The sequence below is a fragment of the Mammaliicoccus sp. I-M35 genome, assembly GCF_022386455.1.
Classification (GTDB): Bacteria; Bacillota; Bacilli; order Staphylococcales; family Staphylococcaceae; genus Mammaliicoccus; species Mammaliicoccus sciuri_A.
Genome location: NZ_JAJNIL010000005.1, coordinates 160,859 through 186,684 on the forward strand (window position 1 = coordinate 160,859; position 25,826 = coordinate 186,684).

Genomic DNA, 25,826 nt, shown 5'->3' on the forward strand with positions numbered 1-25,826 from the left:
AGTCGAAGACTACAGGCTGAGACTGTACCCTAGGCAAGAGAGGTTATGAAAGTATGTATGTCTACTAATAGAGGGACATTGACGTGTCCCTATTTATTTTGAGGTGAATAAATATGGCTGATTTACAACGACTGAATAATGGAACGACTGTGATTTTTGAAGAAGTTCCTAACAGTGAAACAATTAGTGTAGGTGTTTATGTCAATACTGGAACGGGTGATGAAGGTGATTATCCAGAAGGTATTGCTCATTTTATGGAACATATGTTGTTTAAAGGTAGTGAACACTATACGAGACAGCAATTATCAAATGAATTTGATAAAATTGGTGGCTATAACAATGCATATACGACAAAAATGTACACTTGTTATTTCTGTAAAACATTAAAAAGATTTGAACATAAAGCAATTGATTTACTTATAGATATGGTTAAAAATCCACTGTTTCTTGAAGAAGAAATTATTCGTGAGAAAAAAGTCATTTTAGAAGAAATTAAAATGATTGAAGATACACCAGAAGAATGGTTAATGGATAAATTGGAACATGAAATTTATAAAGATCAACCATTAGGACGAATGATTCTTGGTACGCCGGATAGTGTCAATCAAATTGATAGAGATACATTAGTTGATTTCCATAAAAAATATTATCAAAGTAATCGATTAATTGTTTCAGTTGCAGGTGCCTATAGCAAGTCTATGAAAGAAACATTGCTTAAGCAATTATCTGATGGGGGAGAAATACCAGTTAATCAACAAGAACAAAACATGACTTTTATTGAGAAGAAAGAAACTTATTATAAAAACGAGCTAGAACAAACGCATTTTATGAGAAGTTATGATGCACCAAGTTATAATGATGAACACTATTATGCAACGAATATATTGAACACGATTTTAGGAGAAACAATGAGCTCTAAATTGTTCCAAGTTCTAAGAGAAGAACATGGATTATGTTATAATGTTTACTCAGATTTTCAAAGTTTTCACAATGATGGTTTGCTGACAATTTATGTAGCAACTGATAAAGAAAATGTTGATGCATCAAGTGAACTTATTACTGAAGTGCTCGAGTCATTATTAAGTGACGGTATTACACAGAATGAATTAGACGATGCTAAAAGCCATATCATCACAAGCTTTTTAATGGCATCTGAATCTAACCAAAATAAAATGACGAGAAATGCACGTTCAATCATGTTTCATAGTGAATTAGTTACGAATGAGCAGTTCGAGCACGAGATTAATCAAATACAGTTAGCAGATATTAAATCAGCTACGAAAAGATTACTAGATGCACCTTATTCTGAGTTTATTTTGACAGAGAAATCATAAAGATATGACCTGATATAAAAATTATTGTCTTCCTTAATTTAAAATATGTATAAGACTGTTGTATGTGCTTGTATAATCGATTATATAAATGGTATGATTAAATAAATATATTATGGACGGGACTACATTTAGGAGGAACAATTTTGAGTTTAATAAAAAAGAAAAATGATAAAATTCGTATCATACCACTCGGTGGTGTAGGAGAAATTGCAAAAAACATGTATATCGTTGAAGTGGACGAAGAAATGTTCATGTTAGACGCTGGTTTAATGTTTCCAGAAGACGAAATGTTAGGTGTAGACGTTGTTATACCAGACATACAATATGTTATTGAGAATAAAGATAAACTTAAAGGTATCTTTTTATCACACGGACATGAAGATTCTATCGGTGCTGTAAGTTATATACTTGAAAAGCTTGATGCACCAGTATACGGATCAAGATTGACGATCGCATTAGTTAAAGATCATATGAAAGCAAGAAAAATCAATAAAAAAGTACGTTATTATACAGTAAATAAAGATTCTGTCATGAGATTTAAAAACGTTAACGTGACATTCTTTAATACAACACATTCTATCCCAGATAGTTTAGGTGTATGTATCCATACATCATATGGTGCAATCGTTTATACTGGAGAATTTAAATTCGACCAAAGTTTACAAGGTGCCTATGCACCAGATATCGCTAAGATGACTGAAATTGGTCAAAATGGCGTATTTGCGTTGATAAGTGATTCAACAGAAGCGGAAAAGCCTGGCTATAACGTTCCTGAAAATGTAATCGAAAGTCATATGGTTGATGAATTTGCAAAAGCAAGCGGACGCATTATCGTGTCTTGTTATGCATCTAACTTTATTCGTATTCAACAAGTGTTGAATGCGGCTAGTAAATTAAACCGTAAAGTTTCATTCTTAGGACGTTCTTTAGAAAGTTCTTTCAATGTTGCACGTAAATTAGGTTACTTTAATATTCCAGAAAATCTTTTAGTACCTGTGCATGACATTAGTAAATATCCTAAAAATGAATTAATTATTATTGCTACAGGTATGCAAGGTGAACCAATTGAAGCATTAGGCCAAATGGCTCAACAAAGACATCCTATTTTAAACATTTTAGAAGGCGATAATGTTTATATTTCTACAACAGCTTCTGCTAATATGGAAGTAATTATTGGTCAAACTTTAAATGAATTAGTTAAAGCTGGCGCACACATTATGCCTAATAACAAAAAAACACATGCATCTAGTCATGGTTGTATGGAAGAACTTAAAATGATGCTTAATTTAATGAAACCTGAATACTTTATTCCAGTACAAGGTGAATTTAAAATGCAAATCGCACACGCGAAATTAGCAGCTGAAACAGGCGTAGATCCTGAGAAAATTTTCTTACTAGAAAAAGGTGACGTTGTTAACTTTGATGGCGAAAAAATGATTGCTAATGAAAAAGTTACAGCTGGTAACGTATTAATTGACGGTATCGGTGTTGGAGACGTCGGTAATATTGTTTTGAGAGACAGACACTTATTAGCTGAAGATGGTATATTTATTGCTGTTGTAACTTTAGATCCTAAAAATAGAAAAATCGTTGGTGGACCTGAAATTCAATCACGTGGATTCGTTTATGTTAGAGAAAGTGAAGAATTATTAAACGACGCTTCAGAAAAAGTCCGTGAAATTGTTGAAGAAGGTTTACTTCAAAAGAAAATTGAATGGTCTGAAATGAAACAAAATATGCGTGATAAACTCGGTAAGTATCTTTATGAACAAACGAAACGTCGCCCGATGATTATTCCAATTATTTCAGAAATCTAATGAATTGTTTTATGGATGATTTTTAACAGTCAAGAGATGAGACTAAATTCTATATCAATATAATGGATTTTTCCATCTCGGCAAAGGTGAACAAATAATGTGTCTTACACGCTATCTGTTCATTAACTGCCTACATACTATATGAGGCTGAGACATCTATTTATGTCCCAGCCTCTTTTTGCATTATAGATAAGGAGGCTATTTCAAAAATGGTACAAAAGAAGAAGCCAGCAACACGTAAAAGAAAAACAACACGTGGCAAGAAAAAGCAAAAAGATAATACTTTAAAATACGTCATACAGATGATTGTGTTGTTTTTACTCGTGTTAGGTATTTTTCAATTAGGATTTATAGGTTTAATGATTGATAGCTTCTTTCATTTCTTATTTGGATTCTCAAAATACTTCACCTATATACTGATAGCAATTATTTCACTGTTAATAACAGTGAATGGTAAATTAAAATTCACAAGAAGAGTAAACGGATTGCTCGTCTTTCAAGTAGCATTGCTGTTTATTATGCAGTTAGTATTATATTTCAAAGATCCATCGTTTAATACGTTTAAGACAACATTGAGTGAAACATATTCAAGTTTAGAACGAAATGCATTTTACTTTAACGGTGGTGGTTATATTGGTTATTATGCGTTTAATGTCATAAGCAAGCTTATTTCTGTCTTTGGATATAGTTTATTAACGGTTCTCGTTTTACTTTCTAGTGTCATTTTAATCATGAAGAAAAGACATCGTGATATTACGAAATCAGCATTTGATATGGCGCAAAGTAAAACTAAATCAAAAATGACAAATCTTGAACAAAAAAGAGAAGAAAAGGCGAAAGCTAAACAACTAGAAAAAGAAAAGCGTCAAAAAGAGCAACCTAAAGACGTTTCACATTTAGAAGAAGTCGAACCAGTTCAAGAAATTTCTAAAAATGACCAACTACAAACTAATGAAGAAATTCCAATCTTTGAATCACAAGAAAAGTTAGCTGCTAAAAGAGCGCAACAACCTAAACAAACGGTTCAAAAAGAGCATGAAAATCATGAACCTGAAATGAACGAGTCAACAATAGATGAGACTGAGAATTTAAATTATAAATTACCACCGATTACGATTTTAAATGATCCGCCTAAATCACAATCTGTGTCTAAAAAGACCGTGCAAGAAAAAGGTAAACTACTCGAAGCTACGTTAAGAAACTTTAATGTCGATGCGAAAGTGACTCAAATAAGAATTGGACCAGCTGTTACGCAATACGAAGTACAGCCAGCTCAAGGTGTGAAAGTAAATAAAATTGTTAATTTGAGTAATGATATTGCACTGAATTTAGCAGCAAAAGATATTAGAATTGAAGCGCCTATTCCAGGTAAGTCTGCAGTTGGGATTGAAGTACCTAATGAACATATTTCAATGGTAACGTTGAAAGAAGTACTGAATGAGGCAAAACCAACGTCTAATAAACTTGAAGTTGCTTTAGGAAGAGATATTTCAGGTGAACCGATTACAGCAGAATTAAACAAATTACCTCACTTACTCGTAGCAGGTGCTACAGGGAGTGGTAAATCAGTTTGTATTAATGGTATTATCACAAGTATATTAATGAATGCTAAACCACATGAAGTAAAATTAATGCTTATTGATCCTAAGATGGTTGAATTAAATGTGTATAACGGGATACCACATTTATTAACACCTGTTGTTACAAATCCTCAAAAGGCAAATCAAGCATTACAAAAAATTGTATCCGAAATGGAAAAAAGATATGACTTGTTCCAACACGTTGGTGCAAGAAATATTGAAGGATATAATCAATTTATTGAACGTACGAATCAAGAAATGGAAGAAAAACAAGCGCAATTACCTTATATTGTCGTCATTGTTGATGAACTTGCTGACTTAATGATGGTTGCTGGTAAAGATGTTGAATCATCCATTATGAGAATCGCACAACTTGCACGTGCAGCAGGTATTCACTTAATTATTGCAACACAAAGACCATCTGTTGATGTTATCACTGGTAGTATTAAAGCTAATATACCTTCTAGAATTGCATTTGCAGTAAGTTCTGCAACAGATTCTAGAACAATTTTAGATAGTGGTGGTGCTGAAAAATTACTAGGTAGAGGTGATATGCTATTCTTATCTAGAGACTCTTCAAAACCAACAAGAATACAAGGTGCATTTCTTTCTGATGGTGAAGTTGAATCAGTTGTTCAACATGTTGTTGGAGAGCAAACAGCGAACTATGTTAAAGAGATGGAACCTGACGAACCAACTGAAACAAATGAAATGGAAAGTGAAGATGCTTTATATAAAGAAGCATATTTATTTGTTGTAGAAGAACAAAAAGCAAGTGCGAGTTTATTACAAAGAAGATTTAGAATAGGTTATAATAGGGCATCTAGGTTAATGGATGATTTGGAAAGTAATGGTGTTATTGGTCCTCAATCAGGTAGTAAACCTAGACAAGTATTGGTTGATATTTATCAAGACGAATAGGGGGATATTATGTCTACAAATGCAAGTACAAATTTCGTTAAAAATTGGATATTAGAAAAAATTCAAACAGCTGAACTTAAACCGGGAGATGCTATTCCGAATGAGTTTGAAATTAAAAAGTTGTTAAATATAAATTATGATGAAATCGAAAAAGCCATACATGAACTTGTCACGGAACAAATTTTATCTCAAAAAACAGGCGACGTAACAGTGGTGAAACCTACACAACCATATTATTATCCATTAGACGAATTAGTCAGTATTACAAAAATGATTGAAAAAAATGGTGAAGTTGCTGGAACTGAATTTATTAGTTTAGATGAAGAAGTTGCAACTTTAAAAGATATAGAAGTATTAAACTTAGAAAAAGACGCATATATTTCAGTAATTGAAAGAGTACGTACAGCTAATGGTGAACCGGTCGTTTATTGTTTAGATAAAATTGCTACTGATTTATTTGCATGCAGTGACTACCGATCCAATTCATCTATTCTATCCGCAATTGAAAGTAAAGTAGAATTTAAAATAACACATGCTAATACATCTATAGAATCTATTAGTTATGAGCCGTATATTAGTGAAATATTGAACTCTGAGCCAGACGATGCAATGATGTTATTAACTCAAGTTCATTATAACGAACATGGTACACCTGTACTTTATTCATTAAATTATTTTAAAAGCAGTCTTGTAAAGTTTCGAATTACAAGAAATAGGATATAATAAATATATTGAGAGAAACAAAGTAACAATTGTTGCTTTGTTTCTCTATATACATACATATAAGAGAGGTATCTATTATGATAACAACAGAACATATACAATTATCTTCAAATGACGTTTATGTGATACCAACTGAAAAATTTAAAACAACGACTATCGTTTTTAAATTTGTAGCACCATTAAACAGTGAGACGATTACATCTAGGTCAATTTTAAGTAAATTAATTACACGTGTTACAAAACAATACCAAACTGATAAAGAAATGAATAATTTGCTTGCGGACTTATATGGTGCGCATTTATTTAGCTATGTCAATAAACAAGCTAATAATCATATCATGACAATTGGTATTGAAATCGTAAATGAAAAATATTTAAATAGTGAAATTCCACTGTTTGAGCAAGCCGTTAAATTATTGCACGAAGTGATTTTTAACCCACTTATTGAAAATGGGAAATTTAACGAAAAATATACGAAGCAAGAAAAATCATTACTACATAAAAAATTAACTGCAATTGAAGACAATAAATCTCAACGCGCATTTATTCAATTTATGAATCATATGTTTGAAGATGAGCCTTATAAATATTTAGCTTCAGGTCGACTAGAAGACATTGATAATGTAACGCCTGAATCTTTAGTGAATACATATCATGATTTGTTACATGAGAATGCGATATCTACATATATTATTGGAAATGTTGAATTAGATGAAGTTAAATCACTGTGTCATGAATATTTTAATTTTGATCATAATAGTCAATTAGAAATCGAAACGACATTATTAAAAGATATTAAAGAAGTAAAAGAAATAGTAGATTATACAAAGATTGATCAAGCAAAATTAAATATGGGATATAGGTTCCCAATAACATTCCATTCTAAAGAATATTATTCGTTCTTAGTATTAAATATGTTACTTGGTGGAGATGCTTCTTCAATTTTATTTAGTGAAGTACGTGAAAAACAAAGTTTAGCATATTCAATACATTCTCAAATCGATGCAAGAAATGGATTCTTATATATAGTTGGTGGCATCTCTAAAGATAAAGTACATGTCGCTAAAGAAACAATTTTAAAAATTTTTAAAGATATTCAACAAGGTGAAATTGAAACAGAGAGACTGACGTTAGCGAAGAAAGTCCTAATCTCACATGCACGAGAAATGTTTGATAAGCAACGACAAATGATTGACTTATTGCATACACATGCGAGATATCAATCCGTTTATAACTATGATGAGTGGATTAAAGAAATTGAATCTATCACTATTGAAGATATTAAAAAGATCGCACAACTTGGACAATTAGATACAATATATATACTGACTGAAGGTGATAACAATGCGTAATCAATATTATAAACAGATTGATGAAACTGTATTTGAAGAGACTTTAGAGAATGGTTTAAAAGTAGTAGTTATTCCGAAAGCAGGTTTTTCAAAGACTTTTGTGACATATACAACACATTTCGGTTCACTTGATCATACATTTAAGCCACATGGCAAAGATGATTTTGTAACTGTTCCGGACGGGGTAGCCCATTTCTTAGAACATAAATTGTTTGAAAAAGAAGATGGCGATGTCTTTACAAGTTTCGCTGAAAATGATGCACAAGTTAATGCATTTACAACATTTGATAGAACAAGCTATTTATTTAGTGCGACAGGAAATGTACACGATAATATTATTCGTTTATTAAAGATGATTGAAAGCCCATATTTTACTGAGAAAACAGTAGAAAAAGAAAAAGGAATAATCGCTGAAGAAATTAAAATGTACCAAGAACAGCCTAATTATAAATTAATGTTCCAAACTTTAGGTGCACTTTATCATAATCATCCTGTACAGGTGGATATAGCAGGATCTGTTGAAAGTATTTATGATATTACGGCTGAAGATTTATATTTATCATATGAAACATTTTATCATCCAGCAAATATGGTGTTAATCATTGTTGGAGACGTCGATCCAGATGAGACTATACAATTAGTGCGTGAACATGAAGATAAAAGAAATATGCATGAAATGCCACCTATTACGAGAAAAGCTATAGACGAACCGACATCTGTACATACACCATATGTCGAAACGAAAATGGATATCGTTCAAGAAAAATCAATGCTGGCATATAAATTCAAGCCTAATACAATTTCTGATAAAGTTCGCGTCAAAAATGATATGGAAATGATGATTGCTTTAGACTTAATGTTTGGTGAACAAACTGAATTTTATCAATCAAATTTAGAAAAAGAAGTGATTGATGATACGTTTGGTTATCAATTTGCTAACGAAATGACATATAGTTATTTAATTCTAGCTGTGACAACTGATTACCATCATGAATTTAAAGAAGCGGTTAAAGCTGAACTTAAGAAATATATTGAAAATGGATTTGTTCCAGAAGAGTTAGAAAGAGTGAGAAAACAAACTTTAGGGGAAATTGTATCAAGCTTAAACTCTCCAGAATATATTGCGAATCAATATACTAAATTCTATTTCGAAGGTGTAGAACTATTTGAACTTGTAAACATTTTAGAATCTATAACAGTAGAAAGTGTACAAGAAACATTGGCTTCATTAATAGACTTCGATCATGTTGTAGAAAGTCGTTTGGTGAAACAAAATGGCTAGAACATTTATTGTTGGTGGTAGTGGTGACATTGGACTATCAATTGTTGATGAATGTTTATCACTAGGTCATGAAGTGATACTGCATTATAATCAATCTAATATTAATGAACTCAAAGAAAGGTATGGCGGACAACCCGTAACATTTCTACAATTCGATTTAACAAATAAAGATAATCTACAATCCTTAACATCAATCGGACATATTGATCAATTAATATATGCAGCTGGGCAATCGTCATTTGGTGCGATTCAAGATTTTACAGATGATAATATTGATGTTCAATATAATTTGAATGTATATGCGCTCATAAAAATTGTTCAATTATTTGTTGATGATATTAGAAAGAGTGAAAATGGCAGAATAATCGTTATATCATCTATTTGGGGCGAGACTGGTGCAAGTTATGAAACAATTTATTCAACAATGAAAGCAGCTCAACTTGGCTTTGTTAAATCTTTAGCAAAAGAACTTGCTTTAACATCTATTACAGTAAATGCTATATGTCCAGGTGTCGTTCATGGTAAAATGACAGATGAACTTGATGAAATTACACAAACACAATTAAAAGATGAAATACCACAAGGTCGGTTTGTTCAAACTAAAGAAGTTGCGGCAACGGTGGGATATTTATTAAATCCGTTATCTCAAAGTGTGACCGGTCAAGTACTTCGTGTAAACGGAGGATGGTATATTTAATATTGGGGTGGATATTATGGAAGAAGTCATTAAAAAAGAATGGTACTTAGAATACGATATTCAAGTAAATAGAGCAGGTTTATTAGGGGATATCTCTAGTTTGCTTGGTATATTAGGTATTAATATCATAACGATAAATGGTGTCGATCAAGGTCGAAGAGGGCTACTCATTAAGACAGATGATATGAATAAAGTTAAACGTTTTGAAAATATTGTTAAAGAAATTGATGATATCACAATTAAAAAATTACGTACACCAGGCTTAAGAGATCGATTAGCGGTAAGACACGGTAGATATATTAAACGAGATGTTGATGACAAAAAGACATTTAGATTCGAAAGAAAAGATTTAGGTTTGTTAGTTGATTTTATGGCAGAACTGTTTAAAGAGAACCGTCATAAATTGATTGGTGTAAGAGGTATGCCAAGAGTAGGTAAAACTGAATCTGTTGTTGCTGCAAGTGTGTGTGCCCATAAAAAATGGCTGTTTATTAGTTCGACGCTTATTAAGCAAACTGTAAGAAGCTCTTTATTAAAAGGTGAATATAGTGATGAAAATGTTTATATTATTGATGGGGCTGTAACGTCTAAACAAACCGACGAAAAGCATAAACAACTCGTTAGAGAAGTTATGAGTTTACCAACAATTAAAGTAGTAGAACATCCTGATTTATTTGTACAGCGCTCTGAATATAGCCTTGAAGATTTTGATTATATTATTGAACTAAGAGAAACAGAAGACCAAGAAATTACATATGAGCAATTAAATAAAAATGATTTATTTACAAATGACAATATGGCATTTGGAGATGGATTTGGATTTTTTGAATAAATTGTTTGAGGTGAATATATTTGAAATATATTGGAGAAACGTTAAGAAGTAAAAGAGAACAATTAGGGATGACTTTAGTTGAACTTGAAGAAAAAACAAAGATACAACGACCATTTTTAATGATGATTGAAAAGAATGAATTTGAAAATCTACCAAATCCCGATTATACAAGAGGTTTCATAACGAAATATGCTTCGGCAATCAATATGAGTGCACCAGAATTAATTGATAAACATCAAAGTGAGTTGCCTAAAACAGCACCTTCTGCTAAAGAAGCTTTTAGACAGCTTACGCAAGAAAAAAGAAGCCAAACTGAAATATCAGAGAATAAAATGGTAGCTAAACTCATAACACAAATGGTTACCTTCTTTGGTATATGTTTAATTGGATGGATATTATTAATAATTATCATTTAATTATATATAGTATTGATTTATAATAGTATTATTATGCAGTTGTAAGAAAAGAAGGAGAACGAATATGAATATTCCTAATCAATTAACAGTATTACGTGTTATTTTAATACCTGTATTTGTTTTATTTTTACTTGTAGATTTTAATATGGGTGACATTCATTTCTTATTTGGACAAGAAATGAGAATAGAACAATTTATAGCTGGTATTATATTTATTTTAGCTTCTGTTACAGATTGGTTTGATGGCTATTTAGCGAGAAAATGGGAACTTGTTACAAACATGGGGAAATTTTTAGACCCTCTAGCTGATAAATTATTAGTTGCGAGTGCATTAATTGCATTAGTAGAACTTGATAAAGTATCATCAGTTATTGCTATTATCATCATTGCTAGAGAATTCGCTGTAACAGGTCTAAGATTACTTCAAATTGAACAAGGCTTTGTAAGTGCGGCTGGTCAATTAGGTAAAATTAAAACGGCTGTAACGATGGTTGCAATCGTATTTATCCTATTACAAGAACCATTCTCTACTTTATGGCAAATTAATCTTGGGCAATGGCTCATGTATATTGCTACTTTCTTTACAATTCTATCTGGTATAGAGTATTTTTATCATGGTAGAGATGTATTTAAAGGATCAAAATAATAACAACATTTAACCTACAACATTTCGTTTGTAGGTTTTTCTGTAGGAGGCAAAAGTATGAAAGTTAGTATTTTAAGCGTAGGTACTGAAATTTTATTAGGACAAATTGCAAATACAAATGCACAGTTTATATCAAAAGTACTTAATGAACTCGGTGCAAGTGTGATGAGACATGTTGCTGTAGGTGATAATCCTGGAAGGTTAGAACGTACTTTTAAAGAAGAATTAGCGCATCATGACGTTGTAATTTTAACAGGTGGTTTAGGACCAACGAAAGATGATTTAACAAAACAAACTGTTGGTAAAGTATTAGGTAAATCGCTAGAAACAAATAAACAAGCTATGGATCAGATTGAACAATATTTCAAAAATGAAAACCGTACGATGACACCTAATAACAGACAACAAGCACTTGTTATTGAAGGTAGTGAAGTACTGAAGAATGACTTTGGTATGGCACCAGGCATGTATTTAGAAGTGGATGACAAAAAAGTCGTATTATTACCAGGTCCGCCGAAAGAACTTCAACCAATGGTCAATCAATATCTTGTACCTTTCTTCTTAAATGAAGAACGTGTCATCTTTTCAGAGTCGTTGAAATTCATGGGTATTGGTGAATCTAGTTTGGAAACAGAGTTGATTGACTTAATAGATAATCAATCCAATCCTACAATTGCACCACTTGCTGGTCAACATGAAGTATCACTCCGCATTACGGCTAATGCGAATACTAAACAACAAGCGATAGATTTAATCCAGCCTGTTAAAACAGAAATATTAAATAGAATCGGCGAATTTTATTATGGTAGTGATGATTTAACAGTTGAAGATGCTGTATTTAATGAATTAGACCAACCACTTGTTATCTATGATGGCATTACAGACGGTGTATTAAATGCTCGACTTAAACTATCTAAAGACAGCAAGCAATATTTAAAATCATATCTCTTACAAAATTCATGGACTGATGAAATGTTGAATATTAGTCAAGATGATTCAATTGAACAAATTGCAAATAAATTAAAATCAACATTTAACGTAGAAAGTGTTATCGTGTTAAAACAAGCTCATAAAGAATCAACAGTATATATTTCACATATGCAAAAAACGGAAAAATTTATTTCGTCATTAAGTCAATCATATGCTGGAAGACGTGATAGAATAAGCAATATAGCACTTATAAAGTTTTTGAACCAATTAAGGTAACTTGCAATAATTCATAAAATCGGTACTTATGTTCGCTTAATTTTAAAAAATGCGTACAAAAACACGAACAAATATTCGCTTTATGCTTGCAATTTAGAACAAAAGCATTTATAGTAATAATAGCTAATTAAACAAGTAAATTCATTTTATATATATAGGAGGTTATCGCGTGAACGAACGTCAAAAAGCACTCGATACAGTAATTAAGAATATGGAAAAATCCTTTGGTAAAGGGGCAGTAATGAAGCTAGGGGATAATACAAGCAGAGAAGTATCAGCAGTTTCTAGTGGCTCAATCACACTTGATAAAGCATTAGGTGTGGGTGGTTACCCTAAAGGACGTATCATTGAAATATATGGTCCAGAAAGTTCTGGTAAAACAACAGTAGCTTTACACGCTATCGCTGAAGCACAAAGACAAGGTGGCGTAGCTGCTTTTATTGATGCTGAGCACGCACTAGATCCTGTTTATGCTAAAAACTTAGGCGTAGATATTGATAACCTATATTTATCACAACCAGACCACGGTGAACAAGGTTTAGAGATTGCAGAAGCATTTGTTCGTAGTGGTGCAGTTGATATTGTTATTGTCGACTCAGTAGCTGCATTAACACCTAAAGCTGAAATTGAAGGTGAAATGGGAGATACACACGTTGGTTTACAAGCAAGATTAATGAGTCAAGCTTTACGTAAATTATCAGGTGCTATTTCTAAATCAAATACAACAGCTATCTTTATCAACCAAATTCGTGAAAAAGTTGGCGTTATGTTCGGTAATCCTGAAGTTACACCAGGTGGACGTGCGTTGAAATTCTATAGTTCTGTTCGTTTAGAAGTACGTCGTGCTGAACAATTGAAACAAGGTCAAGAAGTAGTGGGTAACCGTACTAAAATTAAAGTTGTTAAAAACAAAGTTGCGCCTCCATTCAGAGTAGCAGAAGTTGATATTATGTACGGTGAAGGTATTTCACGTGAAGGTGAATTAATCGACTTAGCAGTTGAATTTGATATTGTAGATAAATCAGGTGCTTGGTATTCATATAATGGAGAACGTATGGGTCAAGGTAAAGAAAACGTTAAGACTTACTTAAAAGAAAATCCAGCTATTATCGAAGAAATTGATGGAATCTTAAGAGATCAATTAGGCTTTAACGGTAAGAAGAAAGAAGAAGCTAAAAAAGAAGAAAAACCTAATGAGCCTGAACAAGAGACTTTATTAGACTAAATAGTATTTTGTCATTAAATTAAACATTCTATAGATTACGTTTCATTGTGTAATCTATAGAATGTTTTTTTATAAAAATAGAATTAAAAATTAAAGTCCATGTCCTTGACACTTGTACAAATTTAAACGTACAATTGAGTTGTATGATTCCATAGTTTCATTTAATCATATTTTTGTATATATAAGACGTAGAACCTAGATAGAAGGAGGTGTTTATGTGGACTTATTAACCCTCTTACTCATTTTGCTAGGAGTTATTCTAGGTGTTGTTGTAGGATACTTTTTCGCACATAATAGCTTAACGAAAAAGCAAGATCAAGCTCGTCAGTCTGCTCACTATATTATAAGTGAAGCGAATAAAGAAGCTGAGAGTCTTAAGAAAGAAAAGTTGATTGAAGCTAAAGAAGAAAATCAACAAATTAGAGATCATCTTGATAGTGAAATTAGAGAGAGAAGAAGTGACCTACAAAAGCAAGAAGCAAGATTACTTCAAAAAGAAGAAAATTTAGAGCGCAAATCTGATCTTTTAGACAAAAAAGATGAAATTCTAGAAAACAAAGAAGCTAAAATTGAAGAGCGACAACAACAGGTAGATGCAAAAGAGAGTAATGTTCAAGAAATAATAATGAAACATGAACAAGAACTAGAACGCATCTCCGGACTCACACGTGAAGAAGCTCGTAAAGAGCAATTCTCACAAGTAGAAGAAGAACTGTCACATGATATTGCTGTACTTGTAAAAGAAAAAGAAAGAGAACTAAAAGCAAATGTCGATAAAAAAGCTAAAGAACTGTTGTCTATTACTGTACAAAGATTAGCAGCAGATCATACTTCAGAATCGACTGTATCCGTAGTAAATTTACCAAATGATGAGATGAAAGGACGTATTATCGGTCGTGAAGGTCGTAATATTCGTACTTTAGAAACATTAACAGGTGTAGATTTAATTATAGACGATACACCAGAAGCGGTTATATTATCTGGATTTGATCCAATTCGAAGAGAAATCGCTAAGACAGCCTTAACTAATTTAGTATCTGATGGACGTATCCATCCAGGTAGAATTGAAGATATGGTTGAAAAAGCGAGAAGAGAAGTGGATGACCTAATGAGAGAATCAGGTGAACAAGCGACATTTGAATTAGGTATTCATAACTTACACCCAGAATTGGTTAAAATTTTAGGACGTATGAAATATCGTACAAGTTATGGCCAAAGTGTACTGAAACACTCAGTAGAAGTTGCACAACTTTCAGGAATGTTAGCAGCTGAACTAGGTGAAGATGTTACTTTAGCAAAACGTGCAGGTTTATTACATGATATTGGTAAAGCTATTGATCACGAAGTTGAAGGTAGCCATGTTGAAATAGGGGTAGAACTTGCAAAGAAATATCATGAACATGATACAGTCATAAATGCAATACACTCACATCATGGGGATGTAGAACCAACATCAGTTATTTCTATACTGGTAGCAGCAGCAGATGCGTTAAGTGCTGCAAGACCTGGAGCTAGACGAGAAACTTTAGAAAATTATGTGAAACGTTTAGAAAGATTAGAAGAAATATCAGAAGGTTATCAAGGTGTTGAAAAAGCATTCGCAATACAAGCAGGTAGAGAAATTAGAGTAATCGTTTCTCCTGAAGATATTGACGACTTGAAAGCACATAGAATAGCTAGAGATATTAAAGATCAAATAGAAGGCGAATTACAATATCCAGGGCATATTAAGGTGACAGTTGTCCGGGAAATGAGAGCTACTGAATACGCTAAGTAGAAGAGTTCTCAAATTTTAAAAACCCTAACCAAATGAGGTTAGGGTTTTTTATGTTGTTATCAAAAATACTTTTGCACAATACAAAATTATAGTATAATATATATGTATAATATGGAAGCAAAAAAATATTTAATGTAATTTAAACTGAAAATGACAATACCATTCATAGTAGATTTATATAAAGTGAGGTGTGATATATGAATAATGACTACGTAACAAGAGCAGAATTTCAAATGCTAGAAATACATATGAACACAAGATTTGATCTAATAGAAAGCTCTTTAAGAGAAGTGAAAAACGAATTGAAGAATGATATAAAGAGTGAAAGTTATCAAAGAATGAGAGAATCTGAATCATTAAAAGAAGATATTATCAATTTAGTAGATCAAAAAATTATCGTCAACATTAGTAATATGAAAGACGCTCAAAATAAATGGTTTATAGCAACCATACTCGTCCTACTCGGATTAGCAGGAAGAATATTTGGTGTTTATTGAGGTATTAGTAATTAAAAAATCCCTTATGATTAATGTTTCAATTAGTCATAAGGGATTTTATTTATTTATGTTGCTCTACAATATGATTACTTGTATTTAAACCAACTTCTGGTACTTGTATTGCAGGTTGGTTATCGTGTTCATAAATACCTGGTGTTTGGTAAGCTTCTTCACTTGTTTCTATACTAACTTTAGAGTGGGGTGTTCTAATCCAAGTTTGTTGATTTGGCCATGTAAATAAACCGAATAATTGTACGATAAAATCAGTTATCATAAACCATTGTAAAGATAAAACAATTTTAATTGGATTAATATTTCTAAGTTTTGCATAAACACTATACATAGGTAAAATGACGAAACTATAAATAATAAGTAATGCGTTTATTCCTGTAATATAAAACATGTAATCATTCAATAAATGCAATGCACCTAAAATATTCAAAGCTGCTAATGTTGATACCAACATGTGATGATAGGTTAATAATATAATATTAATGATGAGTACCATAAATATTAAGAGTATATGAAATGCTTTACCCATACTCATTAAGAAGAATATTTTGTCTAAGTATTTAATATTTAAAGTCATAATAAATTTCTTAGTTAATGGCAAAATTTGTTTAAAAGCAACGTACCAATGACCTTTTATCCATCTATGTCTTTGTACCATACTTACTTTTGTCTTTTCTGGCTTTTCATCATAAATAGACGCATGGTCATTCCATAATATACGTCCGCCATCATTGATAATCTCAATTTCCATTTCTAAATCTTCTGTAAGTGAATCAAACTTGAAGCCACCTTTATCAATTAGCCAATCTGTTTTCACAAAAAATCCTGTACCACCAATAGAATTAGGTAAGTTTAATTTATATTTTGCTAATTGCATAAATCGATTATTTGTCCAAAATACAACTGAGTAGGCTAAACTCATAAATTTAGAGTAGTTTTTACTATCAAGATAAGTTTGAATTGCTGTTGGTCTACCTTTAGTAATAAATTGTGAATTGACTTCTTTTAAAATATTTTTACTAACAAAATTATCAGCATCTAAAACCATAATCATGTCATATTGACGTTTAACATTTTCAAAACCTAATTTTCTAAGTGCGTATTGAATACCTGCAGGTTTACCAACACCTTCTCGTTCAAATTCATTTTTAATAGTATCTACAACAAGTACATTTTCATTTAAAGCAATTTGTGTTGTAAGATCAGTGGAGTTATCACTAACGATGCATATATCATATAAATTTTTATCGTAATTAATTTGTTTAAGATTTCTAATTGTTTCCCGAATCACACTTTCTTCATTATGAGCTGCAACTAAAATTAAAAACTTTGTTCTATCTTGTTTAATAAGGTAATCTCTTTTTATGTTTTTAAATCCAAAAAATGAAACAATCATATTATATGAATATACAATTGTGAAATAGAATGATAGAAGCATTAATCCCGTAAATATAATAACTAATAAACCTTGCCCTCCCCAAAGCATTGGTATAATCGTTATCAAAGCTAAAAAACACAACCAAAATAGATAATTTAATTTTTTCATAATTTGTCTCCTTAAAATAATAACTTTTGTAGTATACATTTGGGGATATGTTCTAGGCAAGATAAATAAATTAATAAATTGTGGTTTATTGAATATATGCTCACATTAAAATTTCATAAATATTATAAAGTCACTTAATGATGAATAAATAAACATGTATTTATTGCAAATACAAGAGAGGGAGCTTGAAAAATGAATTTATATTCGTTGTGTCTAAAATGTGACATTTTAAAAAGTGAAATTTTTAGAAGAAGGTAAAATTCATAAGTTATAAAGTTAAAATTGTATGTATGTTAATATAATGATTAAGTTGGAATTAAAATTAATACAAGTCAAAATAATGGGGAAGGTATGTAATGAATATAAAAAAGATTTTTAATGAAGTTTGTTTAATAGAAAAATATACTAATGAATTTTTAAAAATTAAAATGTTTGATAGCGATGAATTTTTCTATATCACTCCAAAATATTTAGATTTACGAGAACATGCCATTAAAAAGACTAATTTTGAAGATAACATTTTAATGATATTAGAAATCGATCAAATGATTTTATATGTTCATATTAAAAATGGCATGATTTATATTTCACCTTATTTAAATGGTAATACAGAAAAAAGTTTAGATATTAGCATTGAATCATATTATGACAAATTTAAAATTCAAAAGACTAAATACGCTTATGAAGTATTAGATGAGAACAATAATAAATATGAAATAAATGAATCAATTTTTTTGAAGGGATACTCAAAAATCGATTCATTAGAAAGAATTCATTCTAATGAACCTTATATTTATTTAAAGATTAGATATCATCACATAGTGGGTTTTTTAGAGTATACGATTTCTAAAAAGGAATTTTCGTTAAAAACGTCATATGTTCAGATGATAGATTTGGAAGAGCGCTCAGGTTTTAATTTGATATCTAATAACACTTTTGAACTTTCTAATTTATCAAATGAAGTCATAAAGATAAGCGAACTTATTAAAGAAAAACATTTAAAAATAAAATCAAAAATTGCTTTGCAAAATTTTAATCCTGTTATTGTTAAATTAAATAATAGACTATTTACTATTTCGTACAATAGTCCAGATTTAATAAATATAGAACAAGATCTTGTTGAAAAGCCGACTTTCAATGTTTCACATATTAATTCGAGTAATACAAGGCATGGAATTAAATTTAGTGGGCATATAGATTATAAGTATCATTTTCATAATCTTTTTAATAATGTTGTGACACGTGATGGACTTATCTTAGCCAAAATTCAATGGGAAGATAACGGGGATTTTGAATTTGAAGTTTCCAAAAATAAACTAAAGGAATTAAAAGAAGTTCATAATAATTTATACTTTGCATATAACGAAATCATCATACATCCGCTAATAGTAGAAAATCCAGATAATCTAAAGAATACAGTATTATGTACAAATAATCATAAAAAACATCATATATTTCAAGAATAAGTGCAGTTGATAAAGCAGTTATTACGGCAATACCTAAATTACCTATTTATAATCAATTCAATCAATTTAAAATTCGCTTATCGAAAATGATTGCTGATTCTGTTGTGAAATTTAAAAAGAAAAGTGTAAATTTGTATTTTGAAAAAGATGCCTCAAGTGCATCTGAATCAGGGTTTGTAATGTTTGAAGCAATTAAAAAATTAGAACATTTAAACTCAGTGAATAAATTTGTTATCGATAAGAGATCTAGTAGTTATGAAATTTTACGAAAGCAATATAAACACGATATTTTAAAACGTTTCTCATTCAAACATTACTATTATTTGTTTATGGCAGATCATTTTATTTCAAGTGAACTTAGCAATCATGTTATAGCAACCAAAACTTTTGATAATATACTTTCTAATAAAATAAAAAAGACACCATTGTACTTTTTACAACATGGTATTATGTTTGCCAAACCTGTAGAAAATCCACAAGGTAGGAGTTTTTATAAAGAAAATCAAAATAATAATTTAGTAAAGAGTGTTATTAGTTCTGATTTAGAAGCTTTAGAATTTTATAAAATGGGATATGATAAACAGGATCTTATGAAAACAGGATTGCCTAAATTAGATCATGCATATCTTAATAAAAATGCAAATAAAATAGCATTTATGCCAACTTGGAGATATTGGGAAGAGATGTATGTTGTAAATAATGAGATAGAAAAAACTTCATACTATCAATCAATTATTGAAGTAATCGATGCATTTGAAAAAGCAGGTTTACTCGATAGATTATTGATCGTACCTCATAATAAATTTGCCCAGTACTTTAAAGAAAACTTTAAAAAGTATGCTCATATTATTGATACTAATCCAACAGAATCATTAAAAAATTCTATTATTTTTATTACAGATTATTCGTCTATTATATATGATGCTGTTTATAGAGGTGCATATCCAATATTTTATTGGAAAGAAAAAGATTACTTAATCAAAAATTATAAAGCAACACCACCCCTAAATGAATCAAATGCACCAGGACCAATTGCTTACGATGAAGCGGAATTAATTGACGAGATAAACAAAGCAATTGATGGAAATTATATTCTAAATGAAGAATATAATCATAAGTATGAAGAAATTAACGAATTTAAAGATAATCAAAATACTAAAAGAGTTATTGAAAAGTTGATTGAAGATAAAGTTTTATAGTATTAGATAGGGTATAGTAATTATATAATATTTTTTATTTAGTGGAATATAGGAGGGAGATATAATGGTTGATCTGTTAAAACAGTTGATATCTTTTCTTATGGATACTTTCTCTGTATGGAGTGGTACACCTAAACTAAATATTAATTTTACTAAAAGAAAAAAAGTAAAGAAATAGCTTATGCTTAAGTATTTTCATGAGTAAATAAATATATAAACTCAATCACATTTTGTACAAAAAACATCGCATGCCATTCGTTTATGAGTGACATGCGATGTTTTATGATATTATAACCACATTTTTGTTAAAGTTTCTGCAAATCCTTCTGGTTTTTGAACATAACCTAAGTGTCCACCAGGTATGTCTACGATTTTAATACCTGTTTGTTCTTCTATATAGAAGTTAACGTCTTGTGGGAATGAACCTACTGAATCTGTACCGTTTAATAATGTGACAATATCTTTATGTTTTGATAAATCTCCTAATGTAATATCTGAATGTGTATATTGTCTGATTTCATAATTTGCCCAGAAAATCATACGTTCGTATTGTGCTTTTTGTGCTTCGTCGTCTTCTGAAACTGGTTTAGACATGTCTTTAGCATCAATTGCTGAGATGTTTAATGTTTCTCCGAATGTTTGCATGCCTTTTTGTAATCCTTCAGATGCAATTTGTTCTACGATTTGATCATTTTTTTCTTTCCAATATTGACTATCTGGAAGGAAAGTATTGATTGGAGGTTCATGGAATGCAATTTGTTTAACGACTTCTGGATAATCTTTTAATACGTGCATCGTAACGATTGATCCTGAGCTTGAACCTAATATATATACTGGCTCATCACTTAAATGTTTCGCAAGTTCTGCAACATCTTGTGCGTCTCGTTTAACACGATAGTCATCGTCTGGATTTTGTGCACGTTCTGGAAGCGGTTCTGTTAATTCACTATGTCCGTAATCTCTTCTATCTATAGCAACAACTGTAAATCGATCTTTCAATTGTTCAGCTAAAGGTAAGAATATATCTCCAGTACCGTTAGCACCTGGGACAAGTATTAAAACAGGTCCTTCTCCAACTTTATAGTAATTCAAGTTTGCGCCTTGCAATTTTAATGTATTCATTATATTGCCTCCATTTTTAAAGTTTTAATAATTTTTGTGCATTTTTAAAACTAATCTTTTCTTTTTCTTCAGTTGTTAAGTCTAATTCATCTAAGAATGTACCTAATTCTTCAGGTTGAATATAAGGATAATCTGCAGAATATAATATGTGATCAACACCGACAGCATTTTTAACCATTTCAAATTGAGGTTTAGTTAACATACCACTTGGTGTAATAAAGAAATTATTTTTGAAGTAGTGACTTGGTTTATGTTTTAAGTTTGGTGCATAAATAGTTTCATCCATTCTTTCATAGAAGAAAGGCGTAAATTCTCCCCAATGTCCTATAATCATTTTTAAGTTTGGATATTTATCCATAATACCGCTTAAAATAATACGCATTGCATGGACACCGACATCAACATGCCAACCATAACCAAAGCAAGCAAATGATCCAGCAGTTGCATCTGAATATTGATCACTTTGATAATAAGCTTGATATGCTTCGTTACTTATGGGCGCTGGATGTAAATAAATAGGTACATCTAAAGCTTCTGCAGTTTCAAAAATGGTATGAAATTCAGGACTATCTAAAAACTTACCATTTGGACGACCAAAGATGAGCGCACCTTTAAAGTTGAGTTCATTCACACATCTTTTGAATTCTTCAGCAGCTGCTTTTGGTTCGTTAATAGGTAATGTAGCAAATCCTAGAAAACGATCAGGATATTGATCAATATATTTTTTTAAAGTGTCATTTGTATATCGGCATAATTCGATTGCTTTATCACCAGTAAGAAGGGAAGGTGAGCCATTACCATATGACAACACTTGCATTTGAACATTTTGTTCGTCCATAAACTTAATGCGTTGCTCATGTTGATTAATTTCATCTTCATTCGTAAAACCAGTTTGATGTTCCAATGCTTCTAACATCGCTTTTAATGGCACACCGTTTTCTGATGGTTGAATAATTTTACTCATTTGTTCTTGAACTTCTTTTAATACAAAATGTTCTTCGAAATTAATACTTTTCATTGTTAGAACTCCTTTTAAAAATCATTAATTGAAATTTAATTTGTTTGTATTACCAAGGCATTATTCCATTAGCATCTATAAATGTACCTGTAGGACCGTTTTGATCTATTGTCGCAAGTTCAATAATTGCTTTAGCGCCTTCAGATACTGGTTTCGATTGGTTACTTGCATCTCCAACTAAGTCTGTATTTGTTGAACCTGGGTCTGCTGCATTTATTTGAATATGTGGTAATCCTTTTGCATATTGTACCGTTAACATTGTGACAGCAGATTTTGAAGAACAATAAGCAAGTGAGTTAACTTTGGATTCCATAGTTTCTTCATTTGTAACCATTCCAAATGAGCCTAATCCACTGCTAACATTCACAATGACAGGTTGCTCAGATTTCTCTAATAATGGAATGAATTGGTTTGTCACACGTACGATACCAAATACATTTGTTTGATATACTTTTTCCATATCTTCAGGTTTAATATCTCTAACTTTAGTAAAACCACCTGAGATACCTGCATTATTAATGAGAATATCTAAATGTCCTTCTTGATTAAGAATTGTTTCTGCAGCAGATGTAACTGATTGATCATCTGTTACATCTAATTGAACGTAATCAACACCAATATCCTCAGCTGCTTTTTTACCACGTGATTCATCGCGAGAACCGATATATACTTTATAACCTTGTTCTTTCAATACACGCGCTGTTTCAAATCCTAAACCTTTGTTTCCACCTGTAATCAGTACATTTCTCATTGTTCATCGTCTCCTTGATAATCGTTATAAAATAATTGGACAAGTGCATTACGAAGTTCTTCATTAGACATTTCCCTATTTTCTGTTAAAAACTCATAATTTTTAGTCGTAAGTGCATTTAATAGGATATCTACTTTGAATGTAATAAAGTGCTTATTTTCTTCATAATTAAATAGGTTTGAATAATAGTCATGTAACAGTTGATAGAATTCAGTTTGTTTGAAATCCTTTTTACTTGTACTATTTTCAACACACTTCAGTAATGCTTGATGTTCCATTTTGAACTGTAAAAATCGATCGATTGACTGTATAAAAATCATTTTGTTTGAATGCTCTTTTTGTGAAATTGTGTTTAGATCCGACATGAACATTTCAAAATCATTTGAGATTAATTTGTAGCAAAGGGCACTTTTATCTTCAAAATGTCTATAAAGTGTTCCCATGCCTATATTGAGTTCATTAGAAATTCGTTTCATGCTAATATTTTCAACACCAAATTCATTAAAAAGTGCTTTAGCTTTAGTTTCTATACGATGTTTATTTTCTTCGGCATCTCTCCTCATGTTGACGCCTCCTTGCTTATAAATTGACAATCGGATACCTGTCCGTTTATTATATGGAATATAAAGTTAAAGTTCAAAGAATTTGAATTGAAAGAAGGAATATCATGTCTTTAAATAAAGAACAAAGAAAAGTTACGAGCAAAGAATTAATTGAGCATTTTAAAGAATCTCATTTAACAGAGGAAGCAATTGCTGAGGGATTGAATGTAACACCTAAAGATATTCATAAAGCATTAAATATGGAAGCACCAAATGGATTAATGAGAAATAGATTAATGGATTTTATTCATTTAGTATGGGATGTTAGAGATTTTATAAATAAAGAAATTAAAGCACAAGGAAATGAACCGATTGAGTATACGTATTTAAAAGGTAATAAAGAGGATTATAGTTTCTTACAAGGGAGAGGAAATAGATGACTCAAAGTATTTTAGTAATAGGATCTACAGGTAAGCAAGGTAATGCGGTCGTTCGAGAATTACTAAGTGATGGATGGAAAGTTCGTGCATTTACGCGTAATAAACATAATGATAAATTAACAAATATTAAAGATGACAATTTAGAAATATTTGAAGGTGATTTAAGTAATCAAAGTGATTTAGAACAAGCTATGAACGAACAATATGGTGTATATTGTGTTCAGCCAATTATACCGAATGATGTAGAACAAGAATTACAACAAGGTAAAGCTATAATCGATACAGCAGTAAAACAAAATATTTCTTATGTCGTATATAGTACTGCAGGAGGCGTTAATAGAAATCGTACAGGTCCACACTTCGAAGCGTTAGCTAAAATTGAAGACATGCTTAGTGAATCTCCATTAAATTATACAATTATTAAACCATCATTTTTCATGGATAATTTTCTGCGCATTGTAAAAGTAGAAGCGGATAACATATATATTCCAGAACTTATTTCACCTGATATAAAATTTGCGATGATTCCTTCTGAAGATATCGCTAAAATAACTGTTCAAATATTCAAAAACGTAGATGAATACAATCATCAATCTATTGAAATTGCTTCTGATGAATTAACATTAAACGAAGTCGTTGATACGTTTACAAATGTAACAGGCATAAAAACTGAAATAAAAGGTCAATTTTCTAGTCAAACTGCTGAAAAAAGTTGGCTAGAAGAAAAAGGATATGTTGTAGATTTTGAACAAATGGATCAAATCAATCCAAATAGATTACGTTTAAATAAATGGATAGAAAAGCATTTCAAATAATAATATTATGTTAACAAAAGTATGTTGTTGAATAATTGTACGGGCATGTCAGTTATATTTACATAAATTTGTATAGTTATATTCTTTATGTATACTAAATATAAATAAGGAGGATGGAAAGATGATTAGATTAGCAAAAGAAGAAGATTTAAAAGATATCCTATATATTTATAATGATGCAATTAAGAATACGACAGCTGTATACACATATGATGAAACAACATTAGAAGAACGTCATAAATGGTTTAATACGAAAGTAGAAAATAACCAACCTGTTATTGTGTATGAAGTGGATGGTCAAGTTGCTGGTTTTGCAACATACGGATCTTTCAGAGATTGGCCAGCATATCAATATACAATTGAACATTCTATTTATGTAAATCCAGATTTCAGAAGACAAGGTATTGCTTCAAAGTTATTATTAGAAATTATTGATTTAGCTAAGAAAAATGGCTATAAAACGATTGTTGCAGGAATTGATGGTGATAATCAAGGCAGTATTGATTTACATAAAAAATTAGGATTTAAATATAGTGGAAAAATTGAAAAAGTAGGATATAAATTTGATAAGTGGTTAGATTTAGACTTTTATCAAATATTTTTATAAATG

Annotated in this window: 24 protein-coding genes; 19 read left to right on the top strand and 5 right to left on the bottom strand. The window is 30.8% G+C overall.

The window, feature by feature from the left end; genetic code table 11:
- The first annotated feature begins 113 nt into the window (after positions 1-113).
- From LQ679_RS07530 to LQ679_RS07595, 14 genes are all read left to right on the top strand, one after another.
- The gene (locus tag LQ679_RS07530; protein ID WP_239762352.1) at positions 114-1,334 is read left to right on the top strand and encodes a M16 family metallopeptidase; all 1,221 of its coding nucleotides are present in this window, start codon (positions 114-116) and stop codon (positions 1,332-1,334) included.
- A 143-nt stretch (positions 1,335-1,477) separates the two neighbouring features.
- Positions 1,478-3,151 carry a ribonuclease J2 gene (gene rnjB, locus LQ679_RS07535; RefSeq protein ID WP_025905357.1) on the top strand — a complete coding sequence of 558 codons (1,674 nt, stop codon included), beginning with the start codon at positions 1,478-1,480 and terminating at the stop codon, positions 3,149-3,151.
- Positions 3,152-3,360: 209 nt separating this feature from the next.
- Positions 3,361-5,652: a DNA translocase FtsK gene (locus LQ679_RS07540; protein WP_204167724.1), complete on the top strand. Its 2,292-nt coding sequence runs from the start codon at positions 3,361-3,363 to the stop codon at positions 5,650-5,652.
- Positions 5,653-5,661: 9 nt separating this feature from the next.
- A complete protein-coding gene (locus LQ679_RS07545) occupies positions 5,662-6,375 on the top strand; it encodes a GntR family transcriptional regulator (protein ID WP_025905359.1) in 714 nt (237 codons plus the stop codon).
- A 77-nt stretch (positions 6,376-6,452) separates the two neighbouring features.
- Positions 6,453-7,727 carry an EF-P 5-aminopentanol modification-associated protein YfmF gene (yfmF, locus tag LQ679_RS07550; protein WP_204167723.1) on the top strand — a complete coding sequence of 425 codons (1,275 nt, stop codon included), beginning with the start codon at positions 6,453-6,455 and terminating at the stop codon, positions 7,725-7,727.
- Entirely contained in the window at positions 7,720-9,009 is a 1,290-nt protein-coding gene (gene yfmH, locus LQ679_RS07555) for an EF-P 5-aminopentanol modification-associated protein YfmH (RefSeq protein WP_204168432.1), read from the top strand. Before yfmF ends, yfmH begins: the two co-directional genes overlap by 8 nt.
- Positions 9,002-9,706, top strand: a complete 705-nt coding sequence (gene ymfI / locus LQ679_RS07560; RefSeq protein WP_204167721.1) for an elongation factor P 5-aminopentanone reductase — start codon at positions 9,002-9,004, stop codon at positions 9,704-9,706. The genes yfmH and ymfI overlap by 8 nt, the downstream gene beginning before the upstream one ends.
- Before the next feature lie 16 nt (positions 9,707-9,722).
- On the top strand, positions 9,723-10,538 hold the full coding sequence (locus LQ679_RS07565; RefSeq protein WP_025905363.1) for a YmfK family protein: 816 nt from the start codon (positions 9,723-9,725) through the stop codon (positions 10,536-10,538).
- A 20-nt stretch (positions 10,539-10,558) separates the two neighbouring features.
- The gene (locus LQ679_RS07570; protein ID WP_037587819.1) at positions 10,559-10,954 is read left to right on the top strand and encodes a helix-turn-helix domain-containing protein; all 396 of its coding nucleotides are present in this window, start codon (positions 10,559-10,561) and stop codon (positions 10,952-10,954) included.
- A gap of 64 nt (positions 10,955-11,018) precedes the next feature.
- The gene (pgsA, locus tag LQ679_RS07575) at positions 11,019-11,600 is read left to right on the top strand and encodes a CDP-diacylglycerol--glycerol-3-phosphate 3-phosphatidyltransferase (protein ID WP_204167719.1); all 582 of its coding nucleotides are present in this window, start codon (positions 11,019-11,021) and stop codon (positions 11,598-11,600) included.
- A 57-nt stretch (positions 11,601-11,657) separates the two neighbouring features.
- The gene (locus LQ679_RS07580) at positions 11,658-12,806 is read left to right on the top strand and encodes a CinA family nicotinamide mononucleotide deamidase-related protein (protein ID WP_239748019.1); all 1,149 of its coding nucleotides are present in this window, start codon (positions 11,658-11,660) and stop codon (positions 12,804-12,806) included.
- 211 nt (positions 12,807-13,017) lie between these two features.
- Positions 13,018-14,031 carry a recombinase RecA gene (recA, locus tag LQ679_RS07585; protein ID WP_049319417.1) on the top strand — a complete coding sequence of 338 codons (1,014 nt, stop codon included), beginning with the start codon at positions 13,018-13,020 and terminating at the stop codon, positions 14,029-14,031.
- Between the two features lie 217 nt (positions 14,032-14,248).
- Positions 14,249-15,808: a ribonuclease Y gene (rny, locus tag LQ679_RS07590; RefSeq protein ID WP_037587823.1), complete on the top strand. Its 1,560-nt coding sequence runs from the start codon at positions 14,249-14,251 to the stop codon at positions 15,806-15,808.
- A 197-nt stretch (positions 15,809-16,005) separates the two neighbouring features.
- The gene (locus LQ679_RS07595; RefSeq protein WP_239748018.1) at positions 16,006-16,305 is read left to right on the top strand and encodes a hypothetical protein; all 300 of its coding nucleotides are present in this window, start codon (positions 16,006-16,008) and stop codon (positions 16,303-16,305) included.
- 61 nt (positions 16,306-16,366) lie between these two features.
- Here the strand turns inward: LQ679_RS07595 and LQ679_RS07600 are convergent, their stop codons facing one another.
- Complete coding sequence (locus LQ679_RS07600) at positions 16,367-17,863, bottom strand: glycosyltransferase family 2 protein (protein ID WP_239748017.1); 1,497 nt, start codon at positions 17,861-17,863, stop codon at positions 16,367-16,369.
- 356 nt (positions 17,864-18,219) lie between these two features.
- Here LQ679_RS07600 and LQ679_RS07605 point away from each other — a divergent pair, with 356 nt between their 5' ends.
- A complete protein-coding gene (locus LQ679_RS07605; protein ID WP_239762353.1) occupies positions 18,220-19,329 on the top strand; it encodes a hypothetical protein in 1,110 nt (369 codons plus the stop codon).
- Positions 19,330-19,415: 86 nt separating this feature from the next.
- Positions 19,416-20,528 (top strand): CDP-glycerol glycerophosphotransferase family protein, encoded by a 1,113-nt coding sequence (locus tag LQ679_RS07610; protein ID WP_239762354.1) that lies wholly within the window; start codon positions 19,416-19,418, stop codon positions 20,526-20,528.
- A gap of 288 nt (positions 20,529-20,816) precedes the next feature.
- Here LQ679_RS07610 and LQ679_RS07615 read toward each other — a convergent pair whose 3' ends face one another.
- From LQ679_RS07615 to LQ679_RS07630, 4 genes are read right to left on the bottom strand one after another with little or no spacing between them, the layout of a single operon-like run.
- On the bottom strand, positions 20,817-21,650 hold the full coding sequence (locus LQ679_RS07615) for an alpha/beta fold hydrolase (protein ID WP_239748015.1): 834 nt from the start codon (positions 21,648-21,650) through the stop codon (positions 20,817-20,819).
- Between the two features lie 16 nt (positions 21,651-21,666).
- Positions 21,667-22,668 (bottom strand): amidohydrolase family protein, encoded by a 1,002-nt coding sequence (locus tag LQ679_RS07620; RefSeq protein ID WP_239762355.1) that lies wholly within the window; start codon positions 22,666-22,668, stop codon positions 21,667-21,669.
- A gap of 49 nt (positions 22,669-22,717) precedes the next feature.
- Positions 22,718-23,419 carry an SDR family NAD(P)-dependent oxidoreductase gene (locus LQ679_RS07625; protein WP_204167711.1) on the bottom strand — a complete coding sequence of 234 codons (702 nt, stop codon included), beginning with the start codon at positions 23,417-23,419 and terminating at the stop codon, positions 22,718-22,720.
- Positions 23,416-23,982, bottom strand: a complete 567-nt coding sequence (locus LQ679_RS07630) for a TetR/AcrR family transcriptional regulator (protein ID WP_239762356.1) — start codon at positions 23,980-23,982, stop codon at positions 23,416-23,418. Before LQ679_RS07630 ends, LQ679_RS07625 begins: the two co-directional genes overlap by 4 nt.
- Before the next feature lie 104 nt (positions 23,983-24,086).
- On the opposite strand from LQ679_RS07630, the gene LQ679_RS07635 reads away from it, so the two are divergent.
- The 3 genes from LQ679_RS07635 (at position 24,087) to LQ679_RS07645 (ending at position 25,823) form a co-directional block, all read left to right on the top strand.
- Positions 24,087-24,401, top strand: a complete 315-nt coding sequence (locus LQ679_RS07635) for a DUF2316 family protein (RefSeq protein ID WP_239762357.1) — start codon at positions 24,087-24,089, stop codon at positions 24,399-24,401.
- A complete protein-coding gene (locus LQ679_RS07640) occupies positions 24,398-25,216 on the top strand; it encodes an NmrA/HSCARG family protein (protein ID WP_239762358.1) in 819 nt (272 codons plus the stop codon). Before LQ679_RS07635 ends, LQ679_RS07640 begins: the two co-directional genes overlap by 4 nt.
- Before the next feature lie 121 nt (positions 25,217-25,337).
- Positions 25,338-25,823, top strand: coding sequence for a GNAT family N-acetyltransferase (locus LQ679_RS07645; protein WP_037587840.1), 486 nt, complete (start codon positions 25,338-25,340; stop codon positions 25,821-25,823).
- Positions 25,824-25,826: the final 3 nt, after the last annotated feature.

What these genes read in the sequence shown, in the direction of transcription:
- LQ679_RS07540 (WP_204167724.1), top strand. Translation starts at nt 3,361, where the DNA reads ATGGTACAAAAGAAGAAGCCAGCAACACGTAAAAGAAAAACAACACGT.
- ymfI (WP_204167721.1), top strand. Translation starts at nt 9,002, where the DNA reads ATGGCTAGAACATTTATTGTTGGTGGTAGTGGTGACATTGGACTATCA.
- LQ679_RS07610 (WP_239762354.1), top strand. Translation starts at nt 19,416, where the DNA reads ATGATTGCTGATTCTGTTGTGAAATTTAAAAAGAAAAGTGTAAATTTG.
- pgsA (WP_204167719.1), top strand. Translation starts at nt 11,019, where the DNA reads ATGAATATTCCTAATCAATTAACAGTATTACGTGTTATTTTAATACCT.
- LQ679_RS07595 (WP_239748018.1), top strand. Translation starts at nt 16,006, where the DNA reads ATGAATAATGACTACGTAACAAGAGCAGAATTTCAAATGCTAGAAATA.
- recA (WP_049319417.1), top strand. Translation starts at nt 13,018, where the DNA reads ATGGAAAAATCCTTTGGTAAAGGGGCAGTAATGAAGCTAGGGGATAAT.
- LQ679_RS07580 (WP_239748019.1), top strand. Translation starts at nt 11,658, where the DNA reads ATGAAAGTTAGTATTTTAAGCGTAGGTACTGAAATTTTATTAGGACAA.
- LQ679_RS07565 (WP_025905363.1), top strand. Translation starts at nt 9,723, where the DNA reads ATGGAAGAAGTCATTAAAAAAGAATGGTACTTAGAATACGATATTCAA.
- yfmF (WP_204167723.1), top strand. Translation starts at nt 6,453, where the DNA reads ATGATAACAACAGAACATATACAATTATCTTCAAATGACGTTTATGTG.
- LQ679_RS07620 (WP_239762355.1), bottom strand. Translation starts at nt 22,668, where the DNA reads ATGAAAAGTATTAATTTCGAAGAACATTTTGTATTAAAAGAAGTTCAA.
- LQ679_RS07600 (WP_239748017.1), bottom strand. Translation starts at nt 17,863, where the DNA reads ATGAAAAAATTAAATTATCTATTTTGGTTGTGTTTTTTAGCTTTGATA.
- LQ679_RS07545 (WP_025905359.1), top strand. Translation starts at nt 5,662, where the DNA reads ATGTCTACAAATGCAAGTACAAATTTCGTTAAAAATTGGATATTAGAA.
- yfmH (WP_204168432.1), top strand. Translation starts at nt 7,720, where the DNA reads ATGCGTAATCAATATTATAAACAGATTGATGAAACTGTATTTGAAGAG.
- LQ679_RS07645 (WP_037587840.1), top strand. Translation starts at nt 25,338, where the DNA reads ATGATTAGATTAGCAAAAGAAGAAGATTTAAAAGATATCCTATATATT.
- LQ679_RS07625 (WP_204167711.1), bottom strand. Translation starts at nt 23,419, where the DNA reads ATGAGAAATGTACTGATTACAGGTGGAAACAAAGGTTTAGGATTTGAA.
- LQ679_RS07605 (WP_239762353.1), top strand. Translation starts at nt 18,220, where the DNA reads ATGAATATAAAAAAGATTTTTAATGAAGTTTGTTTAATAGAAAAATAT.
- LQ679_RS07615 (WP_239748015.1), bottom strand. Translation starts at nt 21,650, where the DNA reads ATGAATACATTAAAATTGCAAGGCGCAAACTTGAATTACTATAAAGTT.
- LQ679_RS07635 (WP_239762357.1), top strand. Translation starts at nt 24,087, where the DNA reads ATGTCTTTAAATAAAGAACAAAGAAAAGTTACGAGCAAAGAATTAATT.
- LQ679_RS07630 (WP_239762356.1), bottom strand. Translation starts at nt 23,982, where the DNA reads ATGAGGAGAGATGCCGAAGAAAATAAACATCGTATAGAAACTAAAGCT.
- LQ679_RS07640 (WP_239762358.1), top strand. Translation starts at nt 24,398, where the DNA reads ATGACTCAAAGTATTTTAGTAATAGGATCTACAGGTAAGCAAGGTAAT.
- LQ679_RS07530 (WP_239762352.1), top strand. Translation starts at nt 114, where the DNA reads ATGGCTGATTTACAACGACTGAATAATGGAACGACTGTGATTTTTGAA.